Annotated in this window: 23 protein-coding genes and 1 tRNA gene; 14 read left to right on the top strand and 10 right to left on the bottom strand. The window is 64.9% G+C overall.

What is annotated here, in order from left to right:
- Positions 1-39 precede the first annotated feature (39 nt).
- From mnmG to BHQ40_RS11510, 5 genes are all read left to right on the top strand, one after another.
- Complete coding sequence (gene mnmG / locus BHQ40_RS11530) at positions 40-1890, top strand: tRNA uridine-5-carboxymethylaminomethyl(34) synthesis enzyme MnmG (RefSeq protein WP_070156044.1); 1851 nt, start codon at positions 40-42, stop codon at positions 1888-1890.
- Complete coding sequence (gene rsmG / locus BHQ40_RS11525; RefSeq protein WP_070156042.1) at positions 1887-2522, top strand: 16S rRNA (guanine(527)-N(7))-methyltransferase RsmG; 636 nt, start codon at positions 1887-1889, stop codon at positions 2520-2522. The genes mnmG and rsmG overlap by 4 nt, the downstream gene beginning before the upstream one ends.
- The gene (locus BHQ40_RS11520; RefSeq protein ID WP_070156040.1) at positions 2519-3301 is read left to right on the top strand and encodes a ParA family protein; all 783 of its coding nucleotides are present in this window, start codon (positions 2519-2521) and stop codon (positions 3299-3301) included. Before rsmG ends, BHQ40_RS11520 begins: the two co-directional genes overlap by 4 nt.
- A complete protein-coding gene (locus BHQ40_RS11515) occupies positions 3298-4227 on the top strand; it encodes a ParB/RepB/Spo0J family partition protein (protein WP_070156038.1) in 930 nt (309 codons plus the stop codon). Before BHQ40_RS11520 ends, BHQ40_RS11515 begins: the two co-directional genes overlap by 4 nt.
- Before the next feature lie 152 nt (positions 4228-4379).
- Complete coding sequence (locus BHQ40_RS11510; protein WP_070156036.1) at positions 4380-4778, top strand: VOC family protein; 399 nt, start codon at positions 4380-4382, stop codon at positions 4776-4778.
- A 62-nt stretch (positions 4779-4840) separates the two neighbouring features.
- On the opposite strand, the gene BHQ40_RS11505 is transcribed toward BHQ40_RS11510, so the two are convergent.
- Both BHQ40_RS11505 and BHQ40_RS11500 read right to left on the bottom strand, forming a co-directional pair.
- Positions 4841-4927: transfer RNA gene (locus BHQ40_RS11505), tRNA-Leu, on the bottom strand.
- A 176-nt stretch (positions 4928-5103) separates the two neighbouring features.
- On the bottom strand, positions 5104-5910 hold the full coding sequence (locus tag BHQ40_RS11500) for an MJ0042-type zinc finger domain-containing protein (RefSeq protein WP_070156034.1): 807 nt from the start codon (positions 5908-5910) through the stop codon (positions 5104-5106).
- Between the two features lie 176 nt (positions 5911-6086).
- Here BHQ40_RS11500 and ftsE point away from each other — a divergent pair, with 176 nt between their 5' ends.
- Genes ftsE through BHQ40_RS11475 form a run of 5 tightly spaced genes read left to right on the top strand, consistent with a single transcriptional unit; the run spans position 6087 to position 10022 of the window.
- Positions 6087-6797, top strand: a complete 711-nt coding sequence (gene ftsE / locus BHQ40_RS11495; RefSeq protein ID WP_070156081.1) for a cell division ATP-binding protein FtsE — start codon at positions 6087-6089, stop codon at positions 6795-6797.
- A 2-nt stretch (positions 6798-6799) separates the two neighbouring features.
- On the top strand, positions 6800-7702 hold the full coding sequence (locus BHQ40_RS11490; protein ID WP_070156080.1) for a cell division protein FtsX: 903 nt from the start codon (positions 6800-6802) through the stop codon (positions 7700-7702).
- Positions 7699-8229, top strand: a complete 531-nt coding sequence (locus BHQ40_RS11485) for a YdcF family protein (RefSeq protein ID WP_070156032.1) — start codon at positions 7699-7701, stop codon at positions 8227-8229. Before BHQ40_RS11490 ends, BHQ40_RS11485 begins: the two co-directional genes overlap by 4 nt.
- A gap of 11 nt (positions 8230-8240) precedes the next feature.
- The gene (locus BHQ40_RS11480) at positions 8241-8927 is read left to right on the top strand and encodes a lysophospholipid acyltransferase family protein (protein WP_070156030.1); all 687 of its coding nucleotides are present in this window, start codon (positions 8241-8243) and stop codon (positions 8925-8927) included.
- 24 nt (positions 8928-8951) lie between these two features.
- Positions 8952-10022 (top strand): phytase, encoded by a 1071-nt coding sequence (locus tag BHQ40_RS11475; RefSeq protein ID WP_070156028.1) that lies wholly within the window; start codon positions 8952-8954, stop codon positions 10020-10022.
- 4 nt (positions 10023-10026) lie between these two features.
- On the opposite strand, the gene BHQ40_RS11470 is transcribed toward BHQ40_RS11475, so the two are convergent.
- Together BHQ40_RS11470 and hisC are read right to left on the bottom strand one after the other, a co-directional pair.
- Positions 10027-10932 (bottom strand): prephenate/arogenate dehydrogenase family protein, encoded by a 906-nt coding sequence (locus BHQ40_RS11470; protein ID WP_070156026.1) that lies wholly within the window; start codon positions 10930-10932, stop codon positions 10027-10029.
- Positions 10932-12065, bottom strand: a complete 1134-nt coding sequence (hisC, locus tag BHQ40_RS11465; protein WP_070156023.1) for a histidinol-phosphate transaminase — start codon at positions 12063-12065, stop codon at positions 10932-10934. The genes BHQ40_RS11470 and hisC overlap by 1 nt, the downstream gene beginning before the upstream one ends.
- Before the next feature lie 123 nt (positions 12066-12188).
- Here hisC and metX point away from each other — a divergent pair, with 123 nt between their 5' ends.
- From metX to metW, 3 genes are read left to right on the top strand one after another with little or no spacing between them, the layout of a single operon-like run.
- Positions 12189-13325 carry a homoserine O-acetyltransferase MetX gene (metX, locus tag BHQ40_RS11460; RefSeq protein ID WP_070156022.1) on the top strand — a complete coding sequence of 379 codons (1137 nt, stop codon included), beginning with the start codon at positions 12189-12191 and terminating at the stop codon, positions 13323-13325.
- A complete protein-coding gene (locus tag BHQ40_RS11455) occupies positions 13322-13789 on the top strand; it encodes a GNAT family N-acetyltransferase (RefSeq protein ID WP_070156020.1) in 468 nt (155 codons plus the stop codon). Before metX ends, BHQ40_RS11455 begins: the two co-directional genes overlap by 4 nt.
- Positions 13786-14382 carry a methionine biosynthesis protein MetW gene (gene metW / locus BHQ40_RS11450; RefSeq protein WP_070156018.1) on the top strand — a complete coding sequence of 199 codons (597 nt, stop codon included), beginning with the start codon at positions 13786-13788 and terminating at the stop codon, positions 14380-14382. Before BHQ40_RS11455 ends, metW begins: the two co-directional genes overlap by 4 nt.
- A 4-nt stretch (positions 14383-14386) precedes the next feature.
- On the opposite strand, the gene BHQ40_RS11445 is transcribed toward metW, so the two are convergent.
- The 5 genes from BHQ40_RS11445 to BHQ40_RS11425 all read right to left on the bottom strand — a co-directional run bounded on the left by BHQ40_RS11445 (position 14387) and on the right by BHQ40_RS11425 (position 18541).
- On the bottom strand, positions 14387-14764 hold the full coding sequence (locus BHQ40_RS11445) for a YkvA family protein (RefSeq protein ID WP_070156016.1): 378 nt from the start codon (positions 14762-14764) through the stop codon (positions 14387-14389).
- Positions 14765-14868: 104 nt separating this feature from the next.
- Positions 14869-15195 carry a hypothetical protein gene (locus tag BHQ40_RS11440; RefSeq protein WP_070156079.1) on the bottom strand — a complete coding sequence of 109 codons (327 nt, stop codon included), beginning with the start codon at positions 15193-15195 and terminating at the stop codon, positions 14869-14871.
- 41 nt (positions 15196-15236) lie between these two features.
- Complete coding sequence (locus BHQ40_RS11435) at positions 15237-16802, bottom strand: peptide chain release factor 3 (protein ID WP_070156014.1); 1566 nt, start codon at positions 16800-16802, stop codon at positions 15237-15239.
- Between the two features lie 142 nt (positions 16803-16944).
- A complete protein-coding gene (locus BHQ40_RS11430; RefSeq protein WP_070156012.1) occupies positions 16945-17601 on the bottom strand; it encodes a DsbA family oxidoreductase in 657 nt (218 codons plus the stop codon).
- 58 nt (positions 17602-17659) lie between these two features.
- Positions 17660-18541 carry an aldose 1-epimerase family protein gene (locus BHQ40_RS11425; RefSeq protein WP_070156078.1) on the bottom strand — a complete coding sequence of 294 codons (882 nt, stop codon included), beginning with the start codon at positions 18539-18541 and terminating at the stop codon, positions 17660-17662.
- Between the two features lie 192 nt (positions 18542-18733).
- Here BHQ40_RS11425 and BHQ40_RS11420 point away from each other — a divergent pair, with 192 nt between their 5' ends.
- Positions 18734-19222 (top strand): hypothetical protein, encoded by a 489-nt coding sequence (locus tag BHQ40_RS11420; protein ID WP_070156077.1) that lies wholly within the window; start codon positions 18734-18736, stop codon positions 19220-19222.
- A 71-nt stretch (positions 19223-19293) separates the two neighbouring features.
- Here BHQ40_RS11420 and BHQ40_RS25705 read toward each other — a convergent pair whose 3' ends face one another.
- Positions 19294-20268: a hypothetical protein gene (locus BHQ40_RS25705; protein ID WP_139139283.1), complete on the bottom strand. Its 975-nt coding sequence runs from the start codon at positions 20266-20268 to the stop codon at positions 19294-19296.
- Between the last annotated feature and the right edge of the window lie 24 nt (positions 20269-20292).

Below are 20292 nucleotides of genomic sequence, written 5' to 3'. Positions count from 1 at the left end.
CGTTTTGACGGTACCCGCGCTTTCCTGTAAGGCGCGCCCATGCAGGGACAATTTGACGTGATCGTGGTCGGCGGCGGCCATGCGGGCTGCGAAGCGGCAGCCGCTGCGGCGCGAAAAGGCGCGCGGACGGCGCTCGTCACTTTCGCCCGCGAGACGGTCGGCGCGATGTCCTGCAACCCCGCGATCGGCGGTTTGGGCAAGGGCCATCTCGTGCGGGAGGTCGATGCACTCGACGGCCTGATCGCCCGTGGCGCGGATGCTGGCGCGATCCATTATCGTATGCTCAACGCCAGCAAGGGCGCAGCCGTGCAAGGACCACGCGTCCAGGCGGACCGGAAACGGTTCGGCGCGGCGATCCGCGCGATGATCGATGCGCAGCCGGGATTGACGCTGGTTGAGGGGGAGGCGGCCGCGCTTCGCATCGAAGGCGGAAGGATAGCCGGACTGACGCTGGCGGACGGAAACGCATTGCGCGCGCACGCCGTGGTTCTGGCGACTGGCACCTTCCTTGGCGGGCGGCTGTTCCGGGGCGAGGAGATATTGACCGGGGGCCGCATTGGTGAGCAGTCGGCGGTCGTATTGGGTCAGCAGTTGCGTGACCTTACCCTACCGGTGGCGCGGCTCAAGACCGGGACGCCGCCCCGGATTGACGGCCGGACGATCGACTGGGCGGCGCTGGAGGAGCAGGCGTCGGACGGCGGCGGCTGGACCATGTCGGCCATGTCCACGGCAAGGATTCTGCCCCAGATATTCTGTGCAATCACGCGGACCAATGACCGGACCCATGACATCATCCGGTCCGGGCTGGACCGGTCGCCGCTATTCAGTGGCGCGATTCAGGGGCAGGGTCCGCGCTATTGCCCGTCGATAGAGGACAAGATTTTCCGCTTCGGCGACCGGGACGGGCACCAGATTTTTCTGGAGCCGGAGGGGCTGGATACCCATCTGGTCTATCCCAACGGGATCAGCACATCGCTGCCGACGGACATCCAGATCGCCATGGTGCGGTCGATGGCCGGTCTGACGAACGCAGAGATTGTGGTGCCGGGCTATGCGGTCGAATATGATTATATCGACCCGCGCGCGCTGGAGCCGACATTGGGGATGCGGGACTTGCCGGGCCTGTTCCTTGCCGGGCAGATCAATGGCACGACGGGATATGAGGAGGCGGCCGCCCAGGGTCTTGTCGCCGGGGCCAATGCCGCCGCGCATGCTCTGGCGCAGGCCCCGGTCGTGCTGGACCGGGCGAGCAGCTATATTGGCGTCATGATAGATGATCTGGTGCTGCAGGGAGTGACGGAACCTTATCGCATGCTGACGGCGCGGGCCGAATATCGGCTGCGCCTGCGGGCCGACAATGCGGCGTCCCGGCTGACCCCATTGGGCATTGCCGAGGGGCTGGTCGGTGCGGAGCGGCGGCGCTGGTTTGAGGCGCGAATGGCGGCGCGGGCGCGGGCCGAGGACGATCTCAGCGTCCAGCGGACAGCGACCGAGATGATGCGGCTGGGCGCGCCGGTGCGGCAGGATGGCACCCGCCGGTCCCTGTTCGAATGGGCGCGCTTCGCCGAAGTGCCGCGTTCCCTGATAGCGGCGCAGGCTCCCGCCTTTGCCGCCATGCAGGCGGATGCGCAGGCAGAGCTTTGGGAGGACGCCCATTATGCGCCCTATCTCGCCCGGCAGGATGCCGAGGTCCGGGCGTTGCAGGACGGCGAGGCTGTGACCATCCCCGCGACGCTGGATTATGGCATGATCGGCGGCCTGTCCATTGAGATGCGGGAGCGGTTGGATAAATCCCGGCCATCGACGCTTGCCGCAGCAAGCCGTATTCGCGGCATTACGCCCGCGGCAGTGGCGGCGATCCTTGTCCATATCAGGAAGAAGGCTGCGTGACCGAGGACGAGGCGCGGGCGTGGATTGCTGCCGAATTTGATGTTCCACGTGAAACATGGGCGGCGCTTGAGACGTATATCGCCCTGCTGTTCGACGAGATGGCCCGGCAGAATCTGATCGCGGAATCGACCCGTGATCATGTCTGGTCGCGGCATATTGTCGACTCCGCCCAGCTACTGGTCCACGCCGGGGAGGCATCCGGCAAGGGCGACTGGATCGATCTGGGGTCAGGCGCTGGCTTGCCCGGCGTCGTCGTCGCCATCCTTTCGGGCTGGCGGGTGTTGATGGCGGAGTCCCGGCGCAAGCGGATCGACTTTCTCAACCATATCATCGATGCGCTCGATCTTCATGCCTCCGTCTTTGGCGGCCGCGTGGAGATGCTGCGGGATGTGACGCCCGGCGCAGTCATCAGCGCGCGCGCCTTCGCGCCGCTGCCCCGGCTTTTTTCCACTTCGGCGCATTTATCCACCGGAGAAACCCTGTGGTTGCTGCCAAAAGGGAAAAATTGGCAGAATGAATTGGAAACGGCGCAGCAGACATGGCAAGGTGCGTTTCACGTGGAACGCAGTATCACTGACCCGGACAGCGCCATCATTGTCGCCCGGTCGGTGAAAAAAAGGGGCCGCTCATGATCCGCATCGCCATTGCCAATCAGAAGGGTGGGGTGGGCAAGACCACCACGGCCATCAATCTCGCCACCGCTCTGGCCGCGACCGGCCATCGCACCTTGCTGATCGACCTCGATCCGCAGGGCAATGCATCGACGGGGCTGGGCATTCCAAACCTCAGCCGCGAATGGTCGAGCTATCATCTGTTGCTGGGCGAATGCAGCGTGGAGGATGCCGTCATCTCCACCAAGGTCCCGAAGCTGGACATCATCACCGCGACGCAGGATCTGTCCGGCGCGGAGATCGAGCTGATCGATTTTGAGGAGCGCACCCACCGGCTCGACAATGCGCTTGCGCAGGCGCAGGAGGGGCGCTGGGACATCTGCCTGATCGATTGCCCGCCATCGCTCGGCTTGCTGACCGTCAATGCGATGGTCGCGGCGCAGGCGCTGCTGGTGCCGCTGCAGTGTGAATTTTTTGCGCTGGAGGGTCTCAGCCAGTTGCTGCAGACCGTCGACCGTATTCGCGCGCGGTTCAATCCGGCGCTCACCATCATGGGCGTTGCGCTGACCATGTATGACCGGCGCAACCGGCTGACTGATCAGGTCGCGGACGATGTGCGCGCATGCCTGGGCGATGTCGTGTTCAACACGGTCATTCCGCGCAATGTGCGTCTGTCGGAAGCGCCTAGCCATGGCCTGCCCGCCCTGATCTATGATTATAAATGCAGCGGGTCGGAAGCCTACATGGGCCTGGCCCGTGAACTGATCGCGCGCCTGCCGCAGCGGGAGCTTGCCGCGTGAGCGCAGACGCATCCGAGAAGCCAAAATCCCTTCGCCGCCCCCATGGTCTTGGCCGGGGCCTATCCGCTCTCCTCGGCGACGCTTCACAGGAAGAACCGGTATCGGGATCGGGCAATGGCGGCGCGCCTTCGGGCAAATCGGTGCAGAGCATCGAAATCTCCCTCATCCAGCCGCACCCGGAACAGCCGCGCCGGCATTTCGATGAGGGCGCGCTGCAGGAGCTGGCCGACAGCATCAGCAAGCGCGGGGTGATCCAGCCGATCATCGTCCGTCCCCATGGCGGCGGCTATCAGATCGTTGCCGGCGAACGGCGCTGGCGGGCGGCGCAGCGGGCGCAGCTTCATCGCATCCCCGCCATCGTGCGGACGTTCGACGAGGCCGAAACGCTCGAAATCGCGCTGATCGAAAATATCCAGCGCGAGGATCTGAACGCGATCGAAGAGGCGGAAGCCTATCGCAAGCTGATTGCCGAGTTCGGCCATAGCCAGGAAGCGCTGGGGCGGCTGGTCGGCAAATCGCGCAGCCATATCGCGAATCTGATGCGCCTGCTCGATCTGCCGCAGCCGGTGCAACTGGCGGTTGTGGAACAGCGCCTGTCCATGGGCCATGCCCGCGCGCTGATCGGCGTAGAGGATTGCGAAGGGCTTGCCCGGACCATCGAACAGAAGGGCCTGTCCGTCCGCGATACGGAGAAGCTGGTCCGCAAGGCGAAGAAGGGTGAACCGGATGTCGCCGCGCGTGTGCTGAGCGCCGGGCGGGGCAAGGATGCCGACATAGTGGCGCTGGAGCAGCATCTGGCCGACATGCTGGGGCTGAAGGTGGAAATCGCCCATGAGGACGGGAAGGGCGGGTCGCTGACGCTGCGCTACTCGACCCTCGACCAGCTCGACATGCTGTGCCAGCGCTTGTCGGGCGAACGCATCTAGGCGCGGAGGCGTAGTGTATTTCCGCTTGCGCGGGAGCACGGGCTGGCTCCACCGATCAGAGCAGTCTTTAAGGCGCATGCCTTATCGGCGGAGCCTCAGGTTCGATTTGTGATTTGGCCGGCGCTGCAAGTCAGGAGGGTTCGTTCGGACCGATGCATTTTCCATCCGTCTGTCCGGAGGTTCCCGTCACCGATATGGCTGCGGCCCTGGCCTATTATCGCGATCAACTCGGTTTCAGCATCAACTGGTCGGCGGAGGATATCGGACTGGCATGCGCCTCCCGGGGTGACACGCGCATTTTCCTGACGACGGCGGAATATCGTTCGGATTCGGGCGTCAGAGGGCCGATTCTTCTCTGGCTGAACCTCGATAATCGCGGGGAGGTGGATGCCCTTTACAGGCAATGGCACGCCAACGGCGCAACGATCGAAGCGCCTCCCGAACTCCAGCCCTACAAGCTGTATGAGTTTTTCGCGCGAGATCCCGACGGAAACCATTTCCGTATTTTCTACGATACCGCCTGGGAACCGCAGAGCGACAGCCAAGCATAAAGCCCGGCCGCTGAAAAGCCGGGAGCAAACTCCCGCTTCCCATGCTTTATTTCAAGGGGTGATGGTGCGGTCGAGAAGACTCGAACTTCCACGGCCTTTCGGCCACAACGACCTCAACGTTGCGCGTCTACCAGTTCCGCCACGACCGCACACATATAGGAGTACCGGCGGGGCCGGCATCTGGTAGGCGCTGGCCATTAGCAAAGGCTGATCCCCTGCGCAAGCGCCGGAAAAGGCTTTTCGCGCGGGGATAGGAGACCAGGATTTGAGACGAGGATCGGCAGTGCGGAAGGCGCGGCCCGCCGGGAGATTCCGTCAGCGCCGGTCAGGCGCCCTTGTCGGAAAAGGCCAGGGAAAGATTGGCCGCATTCTTCGGAATATCGAGCCGGCTTTCGTTGATCGCCGCTTCCTCGCCCGGTTTCAGGCTGGCCTTGTCCGCCTTGGTCGTCCAGCTAAACACAAGCCGGTCCTGGGAATCGCGCAATTCCACGATCACCGGCGGCACGGACAGCTTATGTTCGCCGCTGTTCACGATGCGGGCGCTGAACGCGAAATATTCCTCGCCGCTCGGCAGCTTGCGCCGCTCGGCAGGCTTGGCGAGGTAGAAAAGCAGGTCGGGTTCGCCATTGTCGGCGACCAGGCCCATATTGACCGCCCAACTGGGCATGCCGAACAGCATGATCGCGCCGCCCGCCGCGCTGACGACCAGGAAGAAGGCGACCGCCGCCGCCATCCACATCTTGGCGGGGTTGCGCCGCGCCTTGAACGGCCGTTCCGGGGCGACATCATCCTCATAGGCGGGCTGCGTCGCGTAGGAGGTGACCGTCGGCGGCGGCCAGGACTCGTCCAGCGCCGAAAGAGGAGTCTCGTCGTCGTCAGCCGTTGCCGCCGCAACCGTGGCGGCGGGCGGCGTCGCAGTGACGGTTTCGGGCGGGGATTCCAGCGTATCGACGCCGGTTTCGGCCGCCGCCGCCACCGGCTGTTCGGCCGGTTCGGGCCGCATGGGAAGTTCGGGTCCGTCCTGGAACCAGCTATGTTTGCAGGACGCGCAGCGCACCTGCCGGCCGGACGGCCCAATGGCGCTGTCGGGCACGATATAGCGCGTTGCGCAGTCGGGACAGACGAGGATCATTCCGCTTCATAAACATCCAAGTGACTCCAGAGCAAGCGGCGAGACGCAACCCACGAATCTGATGGGCTTCTTTCATCGCTTTACGGCCCCCCACAGGCTATGCGATGGCGGGAAAGACGGCGTGCGGCGATGCCGTCCGGGGGGCCGTCTGGCGGAGGATCGGGGCGCTTAATTCGATGGGAACCATCGTCCAGTTCGAAAATGTCGGCCTGCGCTACGGCATGAGCGCGGAGACATTGGCGGATGTCAGTTTTTCGCTCGACGGCGGCGGATTTTATTTCCTGACCGGCGCGTCGGGCGCAGGCAAGACGTCGCTGTTGAAGCTGCTCTATCTGGCGCAGCGGCCCAGCCGGGGCGTCATCCGCCTGTTCGGCGAGGATGTGGTGACGCTGCCGCGCAAGCGCCTGCCGGGATTCCGGCGCAGGATCGGCGTGGTGTTTCAGGATTTCCGCCTTGTCCCGCATCTGTCCGCCTATGACAATATCGCCCTGCCCCTGCGCGTTGCGGGCATGGAGGAGAGCGAGGTCGATGCGCCGGTCAGCGAGATGCTGGCCTGGGTCGGCCTGGCCGATCGCGCCAACGCCCGGCCCGCGACCCTTTCCGGCGGAGAGCAGCAGCGCGTCGCCATCGCCCGCGCGGTCATCGGCCGCCCGGAAATCCTGATCGCCGACGAGCCGACGGGTAACGTCGATGCGGACATGGCGCACCGGTTGCTGACCTTGTTCGAGGCGCTGAACAAGCTGGGCACGACCCTGGTTGTCGCCACCCACGACCTGCCGCTGATCGGCCGGGTGCCGGGCGCGCAAATGATGCGGCTGGACAAGGGGCGGCTGGCCGATCCCACCGGATCGTTGCGCTACCCGCCCAAAAGGCCCGAAGCCTCATGAAGATGGCCACATTCCGCAAACAGGAATCCGCCACCGCCGCGCGCAATCGCCTGCTGCCCGAAGGGCGGGTGGCGGGTCCGATGCCGTGGGTCATCGCGATCATGATGTTCCTGACCGTCCTGGCGGCGGCCGGCGGGCTGGCGCTCAATCAGGGGATGCGGTCGCTGCGGACGGAACTGTCGGGCCGCGCCACGGTGCAGATTGTCGAGGCCGACGCGGAAACGCGCGCGCAGGTGGTGAAGAAGATGGTGGCGCGGTTGCGGGCGACGCCCGGCATCCATGCGGCCCGGCCGGTCGATCCGGACAGGCTGGCCGATCAGTTGCGCCCCTGGCTGGGCGCGGAGATGGATACGGCGGACCTGCCGATCCCGGCGCTGATCGACGTCGAGTTCGCCGGGGAGGGCCCGCGCCCGGTGGAAACGCTGGCCAAACTCGCCAAGAGCATTGCGCCGCAGGCGCGGGTTGAACCGCATGCGGCGTTTCTGGGTCCCTTGTCGGGGCTGGTGGCGACGCTGGCGGGCGTGGCGGCGCTGCTGGTGCTGCTGATGGCGATCGCAACGGGCGCTGTGGTCGTGCTGGCGGCGCGGGGGGCGCATGAAAGCCATCGCGGCACCATCGACATCCTGCACCTGATGGGCGCGACGGACGTGCAGATCGCCCGCCTGTTCCAGCGGCGCATCGCGCTCGACGCGCTGCTGGGCGGTGGCCTTGGTTTCGTGATGGCCGTGCTGGTCATCCTGCTGGTCGGGCAGCGGCTCGGCGCCACCGGGTCGGACCTGTTGCGCGCCGCCTATCTGCCCGGCTGGGGATGGGGCGTGCTGGCGGCCCTGCCGGTGGCGGGGATAGCGCTGGCGACATTGACCGCGCGGATGACCGTGCTGCGGGCATTGGGAAGGGCGCTATGATCTCGCGCATCCTCGCCTTCCTGATGCTGTGCTGGATGCTGGGTTTCGCCTGGTTCGCGATCCTGCTGCCCCAGCCGCTCGACGGGCGCACGTCCGACGCGATTGTCGTGCTGACCGGCGGGGCGGGCCGGATAGACCGGGGCCTGACGCTGCTGCAGCAAGGCGCGGCAAAGCGGATGTTCATCTCCGGCGTCGACCGGTCGGTGCGGCCGGTGGAGCTTGCCTCGCGCTACAAGGTGCCCGTACGCCTGTTCGAATGCTGCATCACGCTTGGCCGGGAGGCGATAGACACGCGGTCGAACGGCCTGGAGGCGGCGCGCTGGCTGGAAAAGCGCGACTATCGCACCGTGCGCCTGATCACCACGGACTGGCATATGCGCCGGGCGGCGCTGGAGCTGCGCCAGCAATTGCCGGACAAGGTGGTGCTGCTGTACGATGCCGTCCCCAGCCGGCCGAGCCTCACCATGCTGATCAAGGAATATAATAAATATCTCCTGCGGCGCATGGCCGCGCTGATCGGGCTGTAGACGCCAGCCGCATGATCCTGCTCCGGTCCCTGCTTTTCGCCCTTATATTCTATCCAGGGACGTTCCTCTGGGTGATGGCGGCGTTGATCGTGACGCCGTTCGGGCCGCGGCCGTTGCGGGCCGTGGTCGGGTCCTGGGGATGGTTCCACAGGATCGCCGCCCGGATCGTGCTGGCGCAGAAGGTGAAGATAGACGGGGTGATCCCCGACACGCCGATGCTGTTCATCTTCAAGCATGAATCGATGTTCGAGACGATCGACCTGCTGTGCCTGTTCCACAATCCGATGATCGCGGCGAAGCGCGAGCTGATCGACATTCCGCTCTGGGGCCGGGTTGCGCGCACCTATGGCATGATCATCGTCGAGCGGGAGGCGGGGGCAAGCGCCATGCGGTCGATGCGCAGGACGGCCGCCAAGGCGATGGCGGAAGGCCGCCCGGTCTGCCTTTTCCCCGAAGGAACGCGCGTGCCGCATGGGGAAGCGCCGGAGATTCGCGCCGGGTTTGCGGGCCTGTATACGCTGCTGCGCGTGCCGGTGCTGCCCATCGCCGTCAACAGCGGCCGAGTTGCGCCGCGCAACAGCTTCCTGAAGCGGCCGGGCACCGTCACCTACAAGGTCGGGGAGATTATACCGCCGGGTCTGCCCCGCGAGGAGGCCGAGGCGCTGGCGCATGCGGCGATCAATGCATTGAACGAATAGCGTTCGCAAAAGGGGGATATGGGCATGGCTGGCATCGGACGTCTGGAAGTTGCAGCGAGATATGCCGGCGCGCTGCTTGCCTGTCTTTGCGCGGCCCCGTCCTTTTCCGCAGCGCCGGTTATGGAACCCACCGCGACCGTGGCGGCCCAGCGCGAAACGCAGAAGGTCGGGCAGGCCGGGGTGGACACCGCCGACGATCCCGCCATCTGGCGCAACCCCGCAGACCCGGAGGCCAGCCTGGTGCTGGGCACTGACAAGGAAGTCGGTCTCTATGTCTATGGCATGGACGGCAAGGTCCGCCATTTCGTGGCCGGAAAGCTCAATAATGTGGACTTGCGCGACGGCATCATGATCGACGGCAAGCCGGGGATATTGGTGGTCGCCAGCGACCGGCAGGATAAGAAGCATGCGCGGCTTCAGCTTTTCCGGCTGGATACCGCCACATCCACGCTCATCCCGGTGGGTTCTGTCGATGCGGGCGAGGGGCAGGGCTATGGCCTGTGCCTCTACCGCCGCGGCGATGCGGCGGATGCCTTCATGATCTCGCGGGAGGGCATGATCCGCCATATCCGTCTGGATGTGGGCGGTGCTACGGTAAGCGGCGCCATAGTGCGCAGCTTCGCCAAGGGGTCGCGCTCCGAAGGCTGTATTGCGGACGAGCGGACGGGCACCGTCTATATGGCGCAGGAGCATGTCGGGCTGTGGCGCTTCGAGGCCGATGCGGACAAGCCGCTATCGCCCACGCTGATCGCCAGCACGGACAAGACCCGGCTCGTCAAGCATCTGGAGGGCATGGCCATCGCGCCGCAGGGCAAGGATGCGGGCCATCTGGTCGTTGCCAGCCAGGGGTCCGACGCCTTTGTCGTCTATCGCCTGCCCGATCTTGCCTATGCCGGGCGATTCCAGGTCGGCGGGTCCGGCGCGATAGAGGGCGTCCAGCATACGGACGGCATCGATCTGGCGCTCGGCGATTTCGGCCCCGACTTTCCCGCCGGGCTGTTCGTCACCCAGGATGGCGAGAGCGGCGACAAGGTTCAGAATTTCAAGCTGGTATCCTGGGCGAAGATACTGGAGGCGCTGAAGATCGACCGGTAGGCCGTCAGTGGCTCCGGCCGAAGTCCGGCGCGGCGTCGTCCTGCCCTTCCTCGATGATCGAACGGCGGACGGCGCGGGTGCGGGTGAACAGGGAGAATAAGGCGTCCCCGTCGCCCCAGCGGATCGCCCGCTGCAGGGCCGAGAGGTCCTCGGAAAAGCGCTGCAGCATTTCCAGCACCGCATCCTTGTTCGCCAGGAACACGTCGCGCCACATGGTCGGGTCCGATGCGGCGATGCGGGTGAAGTCGCGGAAGCCGCCGGCGGAATATTTGATCACTTCCGACCGGGTGACATCCTCCAGGTCGCTGGCGGTGCCGACGATGGTATAGGCGATCAGGTGGGGCAGGTGGCTCGTTACGGCCAGCACCAGATCATGATGCTGGGCGTTCATGATCTCGACATTCGCGCCGACGCGCCGCCACAGTTCGCTGACCCGCTCGACGGCGGCGGGATCGGCCCCGTCCGGCGGCGTCACGATGCACCAGCGGCCCTTGAACAGCGTCGCGAAGCCGGATTCAGGCCCGCTATTCTCCGTGCCCGCGACCGGATGCGCGGGAATCACCACCCGTCCGGGCAGGGCGCGGGTCAGGCCCGCGAGAATCTCGCCCTTGCACGACCCCACGTCGCTGACGATGCATTCGGGCGGCAGGTCGGCGGCGATCTCCGCCGCGACCGCCTCCATTGCCCGCACCGGCACGCACAGGATCACCAGATCGGCGTCAGTGACGGCCGCGCCCGCATTGTCGGCGATGTCGTCGCACAGGCCGATGCGCCGGGCGATCTCGCGGACTTCCGGGCTGGCGTCATGGCCGGTGAGCGCAACCGTCGGCATCTCGGCCCGGATCGCGCGGGCCAGCGACGATCCGATAAGGCCAAGGCCGATGATCGCGACGCGCGCGAAGGGCAGCATCAGGCCCCTTCCGCCAAGGTGCGCAGGATGGCGGCGACGGCGCGCGTCTGCGCCTCCGTGCCGATGGTGATGCGCAGCGCGTTGGGCAGGCCCTGCCCGGGCAGCCAGCGGGTGGCGTAACCCTCCGCCATCAGGCCCTTCAGAGCAGCCTCGGCGGTCAGCTTGCCTTCGAACAGGATCAGCAGGAAGTTCGCCTTGCTTGGCACCACGCGCAGGCCGTGATTGCTCAAGGCCGCGACTTGCTCCGCCAGCCACGCGCGCCATCGGGCGTTGTGGCTGCGGCTACGCTCCATCCATGCATTGTCGTTGATGGCGGCGATGGCCGCCTGTTGACCGGCGGTCGTCACATTAAACGGCGCGCGGATACGGTGCAGCGCGTCGATGATCTCGGCGCTGGCATAGCCCCAGCCGATCCGTTCGGCGGCAAGGCCGTGGATCTTGGAAAAGGTGCGGGTGACAAAGACATTGCTGGCCTTTTCCGCCAGAGCAAGGCCGCCATCATCCTCGCTATCGTCCAGATATTCGGCATAAGCCTGATCGAGCACGAACAGCACATCCTTCGGCAGGCCAGCGTGGAGCCGCGCGATTTCCGACGCCGGGGTCATGGTGCCGGTGGGGTTGTTCGGATTGGCGAGATAGACGACGCGCGTCCTGTCCGTCACCAGCGCCAGCAGCGCGTCGACATCCGTGCCATAATCCTTGTCAGGCGCAACGACGGGGACCGCGCCGACGCGCCGGGCGGCGATGTCGTACACGGAAAAGCCGTAGCGGACATACAGCACCTCGTCCCCCGGCCCGGCATAGGCGCTGGCGGCGAGATGCAGCAGCTCGTCCGACCCCGTGCCATAGATGATGCGCGCAGGGTCCAGGCCATATTTGCCCGCAATCGCCTCGCGCAGCTTCGCCGCGCCGGGATCGGGATAGGTGGCGAGATCGGCGATGCCGGCGGCCATGGCGGCGCGGGCGGCGTCGCCCGTGCCGAGTGGATTTTCATTGGCCGAAAGCTTGATGAGCGGGCGGCCGTCATCCGCTGCCGCCTTGCCCGGAACATAGGGCGAAATCCCCATGATCCAGTCTTTTGGAAGCGGGCGGGAAGCGGAAAGCGTGGCTGTGTCAAAGGTGGTGTCTGGCATGGCGGCGCTTTAGCGCCATCGGGCGGCAAACGCAAAGGACGGTCGGGGCTTTTGCGGCGGCAATGACCCGGTATCGATGCAGCAATTGACAGGGCATCGCGGCGGCCCTAGCGCGGCCAGCCTATGGCGAGCAATCCGGCCCCGGATGACAGCCGTTTCGGCCTTGGCCGTCAGGTCCGCCTGACCGGACCCTTGCGGCTGGATTGCGGCGTCGCCTTCGGCCCTGTCGATATCGCCTATGAGACCTATGGCGCGCTGAATGCGGACCGGTCCAACGTCATCCTGATCTGCCACGCGCTGACCGGCGACCAGTATCTGGCGTCGGAAAATCCGATGACGAAAAAGCCCGGCTGGTGGTGGCGGATGGTCGGGCAGGGAAAGCCCGTCGATCCCGACCGGCATTTCATCGTCTGCGCCAACATTCTTGGCGGCTGCATGGGGTCCAGCGGCCCGGCCAGCATCGATCCGGCGATGGGTGCGCCCTGGGGGATGCGCTTTCCGGTCATCACCATCGCGGACATGGTGCGGGCGCAGGCATTGCTGCTCGACCATCTGGGCGTGGACCGCATCCGCGCCGTCATCGGCGGGTCGATGGGCGGCATGCAGGCGCTGACCTGGCCGACGCTTTTCCCCGACCGGGTTGAATCGGCGATCGTCATTGCCTCGACGGCGCGGCACAGCGCCCAGAATATCGCCTTCCATGAGGTTGGGCGGCAGGCGATCATGGCCGATCCGCGCTGGCGCGGCGGCGACTATTATGCCGATGGCGACGTGCCCTCCTCCGGCCTCGCGGTCGCGCGCATGGCCGCGCACATCACCTATCTGTCCGAAGCCGGTCTGACCGAGAAGTTCGGCCGCCGCCTGCAGGGGCGTGACGCCAAGACGTTCGGCTTCGACGCGGATTTCCAGGTCGAAAGCTATTTGCGGCATCAGGGATTGAGCTTTGTCGAGCGGTTCGACGCCAACTCCTATCTCTATATCACCCGCGCGATGGATTATTATGATCTGGCGGAGGATCATGGCGGGAGCCTTGCGGGCGCATTCGCCAGGACCCGCGCGCGCTTCTGCGTGGTCAGCTTCGATACCGACTGGCTCTATCCCACCACTGAGTCCCGCGTGATCGTCCATGCCCTCAATGCGGGCGGCGCGGAGGCGAGCTTCGTCGAACTGTCCAGTCCCTTCGGCCATGACGCTTTCCTGCTGGAAGCGCCGGAGCTGAACCGCGTGGTCGATGGCTTCCTGCGGGCGGGTGAGCGATGATGCTGGCCGCCATGACGGGGACCGCGCTGCCCGGCGGCTATATTCTGTCCGACGATCCCGCCGCGCTTCAGCCGGAGGCGATCCACGCCTATCTGACGCGCAGCTACTGGTCCCCCGGCATCGGCATCGCGCTGGTCGAAAAGGCGATGGCCGGGTCCCATTGCGTGGGCGTCTATCTGGACGGCAAATCAGGGCGCGCGCAGGTCGCCTTCGCGCGGGTGATCACCGATCACGCGACCTTCGCGCATCTGGCCGACGTCTATGTGCTGGAGGCGCATCAGGGGAAGGGCCTTGCCTCCGCGATGCTGCGCTATTTTGACGGGCATCCCGATTTGCAGCGCCTGCGCCGCTGGAACCTCAACACGCTGGACGCCCACACCCTGTATGAGCGGCACGGGTGGATGCGCGTCAATGAGACGATCATGCAGCGCCACGATCCCGACGCCTCGCGGGAGGTCGCATGACGGACGAAGCGATGCGCCCCGACCTTGCCCTAATCGCGCGTATGGTGCGGCAGGGGAGCCGCGTGCTCGATGTCGGCTGTGGCGACGGCGCGCTGATGGCGGCGCTGCGCGATGCGCGGCAGGTGGATGCGCGCGGGCTGGAGATCGACCCGGCCAATGTCGCCTCCGCCGTAGGGCGCGGCCTGTCCGTGGTGCAGGGCGACGCCGACACCGACCTTGCCTATTATCCCGACGGCAGCTTCGACTATGCGATCCTCAGCCAGACGTTGCAGACCACGCGCCGCCCCGACCTGGTGGTGGAGGAGCTGCTGCGAATCGGGAGCCAAGCCTTCGTCAGCTTCCCCAATTTCGCGCACTGGCGCGGGCGCATGTCGCTGCTGTGGGGCGGGCGGATGCCGGTCACGCGCCTGCTGCCGGACACCTGGTATGATACACTCAACATCCACCATGTGACGGTCGATGATTTCCGTGCGCTGGTGAAGGATCGCGGCTGGTCGATCGACGGGCAATGGTTCCTGAAGGGCGACAAGGAAACCACCCACGCGAACGCCAATCTGTTCGCGGAACATGCGGTGTTCCTGCTGCGCCGATAAGCCTTTAGCGGCGTCCGGACAGAAACCAGACAAGCGCCGCCCCGGCCAGCACCCACAGGAGGATGATCGCCGCCGCCGCCAGCCTGCTGACGGGTCTGGCGGCGCGCGCCGCCGCGCTGTCCCGGAATTCGATCATCAGCGGCGCGGGGATCAGGCGGATCGCCAGCCATATCCCGGCCGGAACGATAAGCAGGTCGTCGATATAGCCCAGAGCCGGGATGAAATCGGGGATCAGGTCAATCGGGCTGAGCGCATAGGCGGCCACTGCGCCCGCCAGCGCCTTTGCGGTCCAGGGCGTGCGGAGATCGCGGGCGGCGATCCAGAGGGCGACGATATCGCGCCGGAGGGCCTTCGCCCATGTCTTTAATGTCTCCATAGCCATCCCGCCGGGTGGACAGGGGCGCGAGAATAGAGGCTGCGCCGGAAGTCCGCCAGTGCGCGAGAGGCCAATGAAGCACTGGCGCGCGGCCCAGGGGCGCAGGCGGATCAGTGCGTCCGGCTGGTCACCTTGGCCGTGCCATCGCTCAGGATCTGGATGAGATGGGCTGTCCCGTCATCGCAATGCGCTCTCCAGCCCATGACGCCCGTGCTGATTTCGGCGCGTTCGGACGCCGTTACGGCCGGGCAGGGTTCGCCGGCCGCGCGGATGGCCTTTTCCAGCACGCCGTTGCGCTGCCCTTCGTCAAGCTTTGCGACCTGCGCCGTTGCCCCGGTTTCCGGCGCAGCCTGATTCGCTGCGGGCGCGGCGCTGTCCTCGCCTTGTCCGCATGCGGTGAGCGTCAGCGCCCCGGCCAGAAGCAGAAATTTCCTCATGCTTCGCATTCGACGCCATCTCCCGTCATTTGTCCAGCCGTCTATCGCTCGCGCGTGGCGCTGAACTTCACGTCCGGGTGGCGTTCCTGCTGATAACCGACGTCCCAGGCGCTTTTGGCCATGAACACGTCATTGCCGTCCCGGTCCTTGGCCAGATTGGCGCGGTTGAACTCGACAAAGCCCTTCACCGCCGCGTCGCTGCCGGAAATCCAGCGCGCCGTGTCGAAGGGCGAGGGTTCCAGCACCGCCTCAACCTTATATTCCGCCTCCAGACGGCTGATCAGCACGTCAAGCTGGAGCTGGCCGACCACGCCGACGATCCACTGGCTGCCGATATCGGGGTAGAATACCTGGATGACGCCTTCTTCCGACAGGTCGTCCAGCGCCTTGCGGAGCTGCTTGGTCTTGGTCGGGTCCTTCAGCGCCACGCGGCGCAGGATTTCCGGCGCGAAATTGGGCAGGCCGGTAAAGCGCACATCCGCCTTCTCCGACAACGTATCGCCGACCCGCAGCGTGCCGTGATTGGGAATGCCGATAATGTCGCCGGGAAAGGCTTCATCGGCGATCTCGCGGTCCTGCGCGAAGAAAAGGATCGGCGAATGCACCGCGATCGGCTTGCCGCTGCCCGAAGGCGTCAGCTTCATGCCGCGCCGGAACTTGCCGGAGCACAGCCGCATGAAGGCGATGCGGTCGCGATGCTGCGGGTCCATATTCGCTTGCACCTTGAAGATGAAGCCGGTGACGTCGCTGCGGTCCGGCGCGACCGGCGCGGGTTCGGCAGGCTGGGTGCGCGGCGGCGGGGCGTGGGCGGCGAGCGCGTCGATCAGTTCGGTGACGCCGAACAGCTTGAGCGCTGATCCGAAATAGACCGGGGTCAGGTCGCCATGGCGATAGGCGGCAAGGTCGAAATCCGCATAGCCGCCGCGCGCCAGCTCCGCTTCCTCGCGCAATTTCTCCAGACCCTCGGCGGACAGGAAATCCGCCAGCTTCGGATCGTCGAGGCCGGAGAAATGATGTTCCTGCCCCTCAAACTCCTTGCTCCCGCCGCTCGGCTGGCGCAGCCGGTCGGTGGTGAAGTCGTAAATGCCCTCGAACGTGCCGCCCATGCCGACCGGCCAGCTCATCGGGCACACGTCGAGCGCCAGCGCGTCGGCCACCTCGTCCAGCAGGGCGAAGGGGTCGCGCCCCTCCCGGTCCACCTTGTTGACGAAGGTGATGATGGGCACGTTGCGCAGGCGGCACACCTCGAACAGCTTGCGGGTCTGCGGTTCGATGCCCTTGGCCGCGTCGATGACCATCACGGCGCTGTCGACGGCGGTCAGGGTGCGGTAGGTGTCCTCGCTGAAATCCTCATGCCCCGGCGTGTCGAGCAGGTTGAAGGTGATCCCGTTCCGCTCGAACGTCATGACCGAGGAGGTGACGGAGATGCCGCGCTGCTGCTCGATCTTCATCCAGTCCGACCGGGCGCGCCGGTTCGCGCCGCGCGCCTTGACCTCGCCGGCCAGATGGATCGCGCCGCCTTCCAGCAGCAGCTTCTCGGTCAGCGTCGTCTTGCCGGCGTCCGGGTGGGAAATGATCGCGAATGTGCGGCGGGATGGGATGGTCATGGTCGTTTCTATATCAAAGATTCGTCATCCCCGCGTAGGCGGGGACCCATCTCCCGAAATCGCACAGCAGGATGGGACTGGAGATGGGTTCCCGCCTACGCGGGAATGACGAAAAAGGGTAGGGGGTCGGTTTACCCTGGAGTCAGACTGTTTCTTGCTCCGCCACAACCGCGCGCAATGCCTGTTCGAACATCTCCGCGGGCTGCCCGCCGGACACCAGATATTTCTCGTTCAGGACGATGGCGGGGACGGAATTGATCCCGCGCGACCGCCAGAGCGCTTCTTCCTGCCGGACTTCGGCGGCATAGCGGCCGGATTCCAGAACCTCCCGCGCCTTTGCGCCGTCCAGCCCGGCCTGCTCCACGATAGCGACCAGCGCGTCATGATCGTCCATCGCCTCGCCCCGCGTGAAATGCGCAGCGAATAGCGCTTGTTTGAGCGCATGCTGTCCGCCCTCCTCACCGGCCCAGTGGAGCAGCCGGTGGGCGTCGAACGTGTTGTAGACGCGCGAATCGTCGGAAAAATTGATCGCAAAGCCGGTCGCGGCGGCGCGATCCGTGATGGTCTGCCGCATCTGCGCCGACTGTTCGCGGGTCGAACCCATCTTCCGCGTGACATGCTCGCCCAGATTTTCGCCGCCCTGCGCCATGTCCGGGTTAAGTTCGAACGGGCGGAAGCGAATGTCCGCCTCCATCTCTCCGCCGACGCGCGCAAGCGCCTCCTCAAGCCCCCGCAGGCCGATGATGCACCAGGGGCAGGATATATCGGAAACAAAGTCGATCTTGACGGGGGTGGTCATGCTGTCCTCCGATGGTCGCCCCGAATATAGGCGCGCATGCGGCAAATGACAGGGCTGGCTAGGGCATCAATTCCACGTCCATGCGGAAATCCCGTCTCTCGCCCGGCGGCAGGCGGATGATGCCCGGCTTCTCCCACACATCGCCGTCGAAGCCCACGGGATCGGCCATGCCCGCCCAAGGCTCCACGCACAGATAATGCGCGCCCGGCTTCTGCCAGATGCCGAGCCAGGGGGTGTCGGGGAAATCGATCTTCAGATGCGGCGTGCCGGGCGCCCCCCATGTCAGGCTGCGGCTGGCGAGGTCGTCCCAGATCAGCGCGTCGCCCGCAAACATCTCGTGGGTCGGGGCAAGGACGTTGCCGACAACGGGGGAAGGCACGCTTTCCAGCGCGATCAGCCCCGGTTCGCTGCCCACCTTGCGGATCGGCGCGGGTTCGTCCTTCTCGAAGATGATACGATGATCCTCTCCGGTTGCGCCATAGGGCAGGGGCCAGGCGAAGCCCGGATGATATCCGAAGCTGAACGGCATATCCGCGCCGCCGCTGTTGGCGACCGTCGCCATCATCTCCAGCTTCGCGCCATGAAGCGCAAAGCGCATGTCGAGGCGGAAGGCGAAGGGGTAGATGGCCAGGCTCTCCGCATCGGATTCGAGGCGAAAGACCGCCCGGTCCGCCGCCTGTTCGGCAAGCGCGAAGTCCCGCCGCCGCGCAAAGCCATGCTGCGGCTGGCCATATTCCGCGCCATCGACACGAAACACATCGCCGCGCAAGCGCCCTACAAAGGGAAAGAGCAAGGGCGCATGGCCGGTCCACCAGCGTTCGTCGGCATCCGTCATCAACTCCCGGCCGTCCGCATCGCGCAGCGACCAGAGTTCCGCGCCCAGCGGGTTGATGGCCGCCGTCAGCGCGCCGGATGCGATCGTGATCAGACCTTCAGTCAATGCCCGCGCCTTCATATGCCGGAAAAGCCCTGCCTTGTTACCGGCAGGTATGGCCATGCCGCAAGCATGGACGGTCTAATACATTCTGTTTCTTCAGGAACTCGCGCCCCATCCGATGGTTACGCCTTCGCAATAGACGAGACGAATGGAGACGGTTTCGTGCGTATCAGGTCCGCCATCATCCTGTCGGTCATGCTGTCCGGCGCGGCACTAGCCCAGGAGGCAAAACAGGAAGCGAAGGAAGAACCCAAGCAGGAGCAGAAGAAAGACAGCAACTGGCGCAAGGCGGGCGACATCGCCAGCCAGCCCGCGCGCGATGTGGGCGTCGACAAGAAGGAAGTGCCCGAAGTCCTGCAAAAGGCGGTCGAGGCGCCTTATGCGATGCCGGCCAATGCGCGCTGCGCCGGAATCAATGCGGCGATCGTGGAACTGAACGGCGTGCTCGGCCCGGATTTCGGCACCGGCACGGAGAATAACGAGAACCGCACCGGCAAGATATTGGAGGCGACCGGCCAGACCATCGTCAACTCGCTGATCCCCTTCCGCGGGCTGGTGCGCGAAGTCAGCGGCGCGGCCCCCGCCCAGCGGCGCATGGAAGCGGCGATCAGCACCGGCCTCGCCCGGCGCGGCTTCCTGCGCGGGCTGGCGAAGGCGAAAGGCTGCAAACCGGCGGCGACGTAAGGATAACGCATGATATAAACAGCTTGGCTTTTGATGGGATCAAATTGGTGATCCTTAACCAGCGCGAGGCTTTAGTCGGTGACAGGCACTCGTAGGGTAGGATGAAAAAAATAAAACATCTGTCCGTCAATTTGACGAGGAGCGTAAATGCCGCTCACGAGGAATCGCTTTTCCGGTTCCCAGTGTCCTGTGAGATTAACAGGCTCCGCGGGGCGGTGAGGAAAATTTGTTGAAGCTGTATTGTCGATTTCTGGGCTATGGCTCGGCCCGGAATGCTTATCTACGTAGGCTGTAGGATTGGTTGGGGTGTCAAAGCGGATAAGCCATTGGTCGCCGACTTCGTAGACAAAGCCCATGTCCTCGCTCACGGGTGGAGCCGACCAGCCCATCCAACGGGTATTTTGGTCGCCAAGTCCGAAATCACGGCCTGGAATATTATTGGCCAAGCATTCGCGAAATTTGTGATCATCATAAATCACTAAAGCGCCACTACCCTCGCCAGCAGCAAGCTCATCACAGTGCCGCATGATCTCAATAACTTCTTCTCTACCTTGTGAATGCATCTCGCCTTTTAAGTAATCGGCTGTCAGGTCAACCGCCACTGGCGCTAAATAAAGTGCAAGAGCACTTGAGACGACCGCTCGTAAGGTAACCGTCCCGGCCACGACGTCCGTAATGCCATTTAGCGCGTTCGTTTGGATTGGAACGCCAGCATACGTCTCAAGCCGTCGATTGAGGGTGGTATTAATCGTTAGCGCCAGTTGGAGCAGTATGGATGCGCTCGCATCTGGTGAAGTAGGGATGTGAAAATTTATCCCATGATCGGTGTCGTTGTGCCAGCGTGGTAGCCGCTTACCGTTAAATACAGGCGCTTGGTCAGACGTCTCATCCGGCCGCAACATAAACAGTGAATAGCCGGGCTCTACGGTCTCGTCACGTGGCACAATTGAAAGAAGTTCAGCGATTGACATGTTTGGCTTTCCGCGCCCGACAGCAAAAAGCTTCTCCATGTAGCTTGTCGAGATGTTACCACTTTCAATGGTCATGGATGCGTTCCCCCGAACTCAAGC

This window comes from Sphingobium phenoxybenzoativorans (genome assembly GCF_001757355.1).
In the GTDB taxonomy this organism is placed as follows: Bacteria; Pseudomonadota; Alphaproteobacteria; order Sphingomonadales; family Sphingomonadaceae; genus Sphingobium; species Sphingobium phenoxybenzoativorans.
The sequence above is the reverse complement of the archived record's forward strand: the minus strand, read 5'-3'. Positions and strand labels throughout refer to the sequence as shown.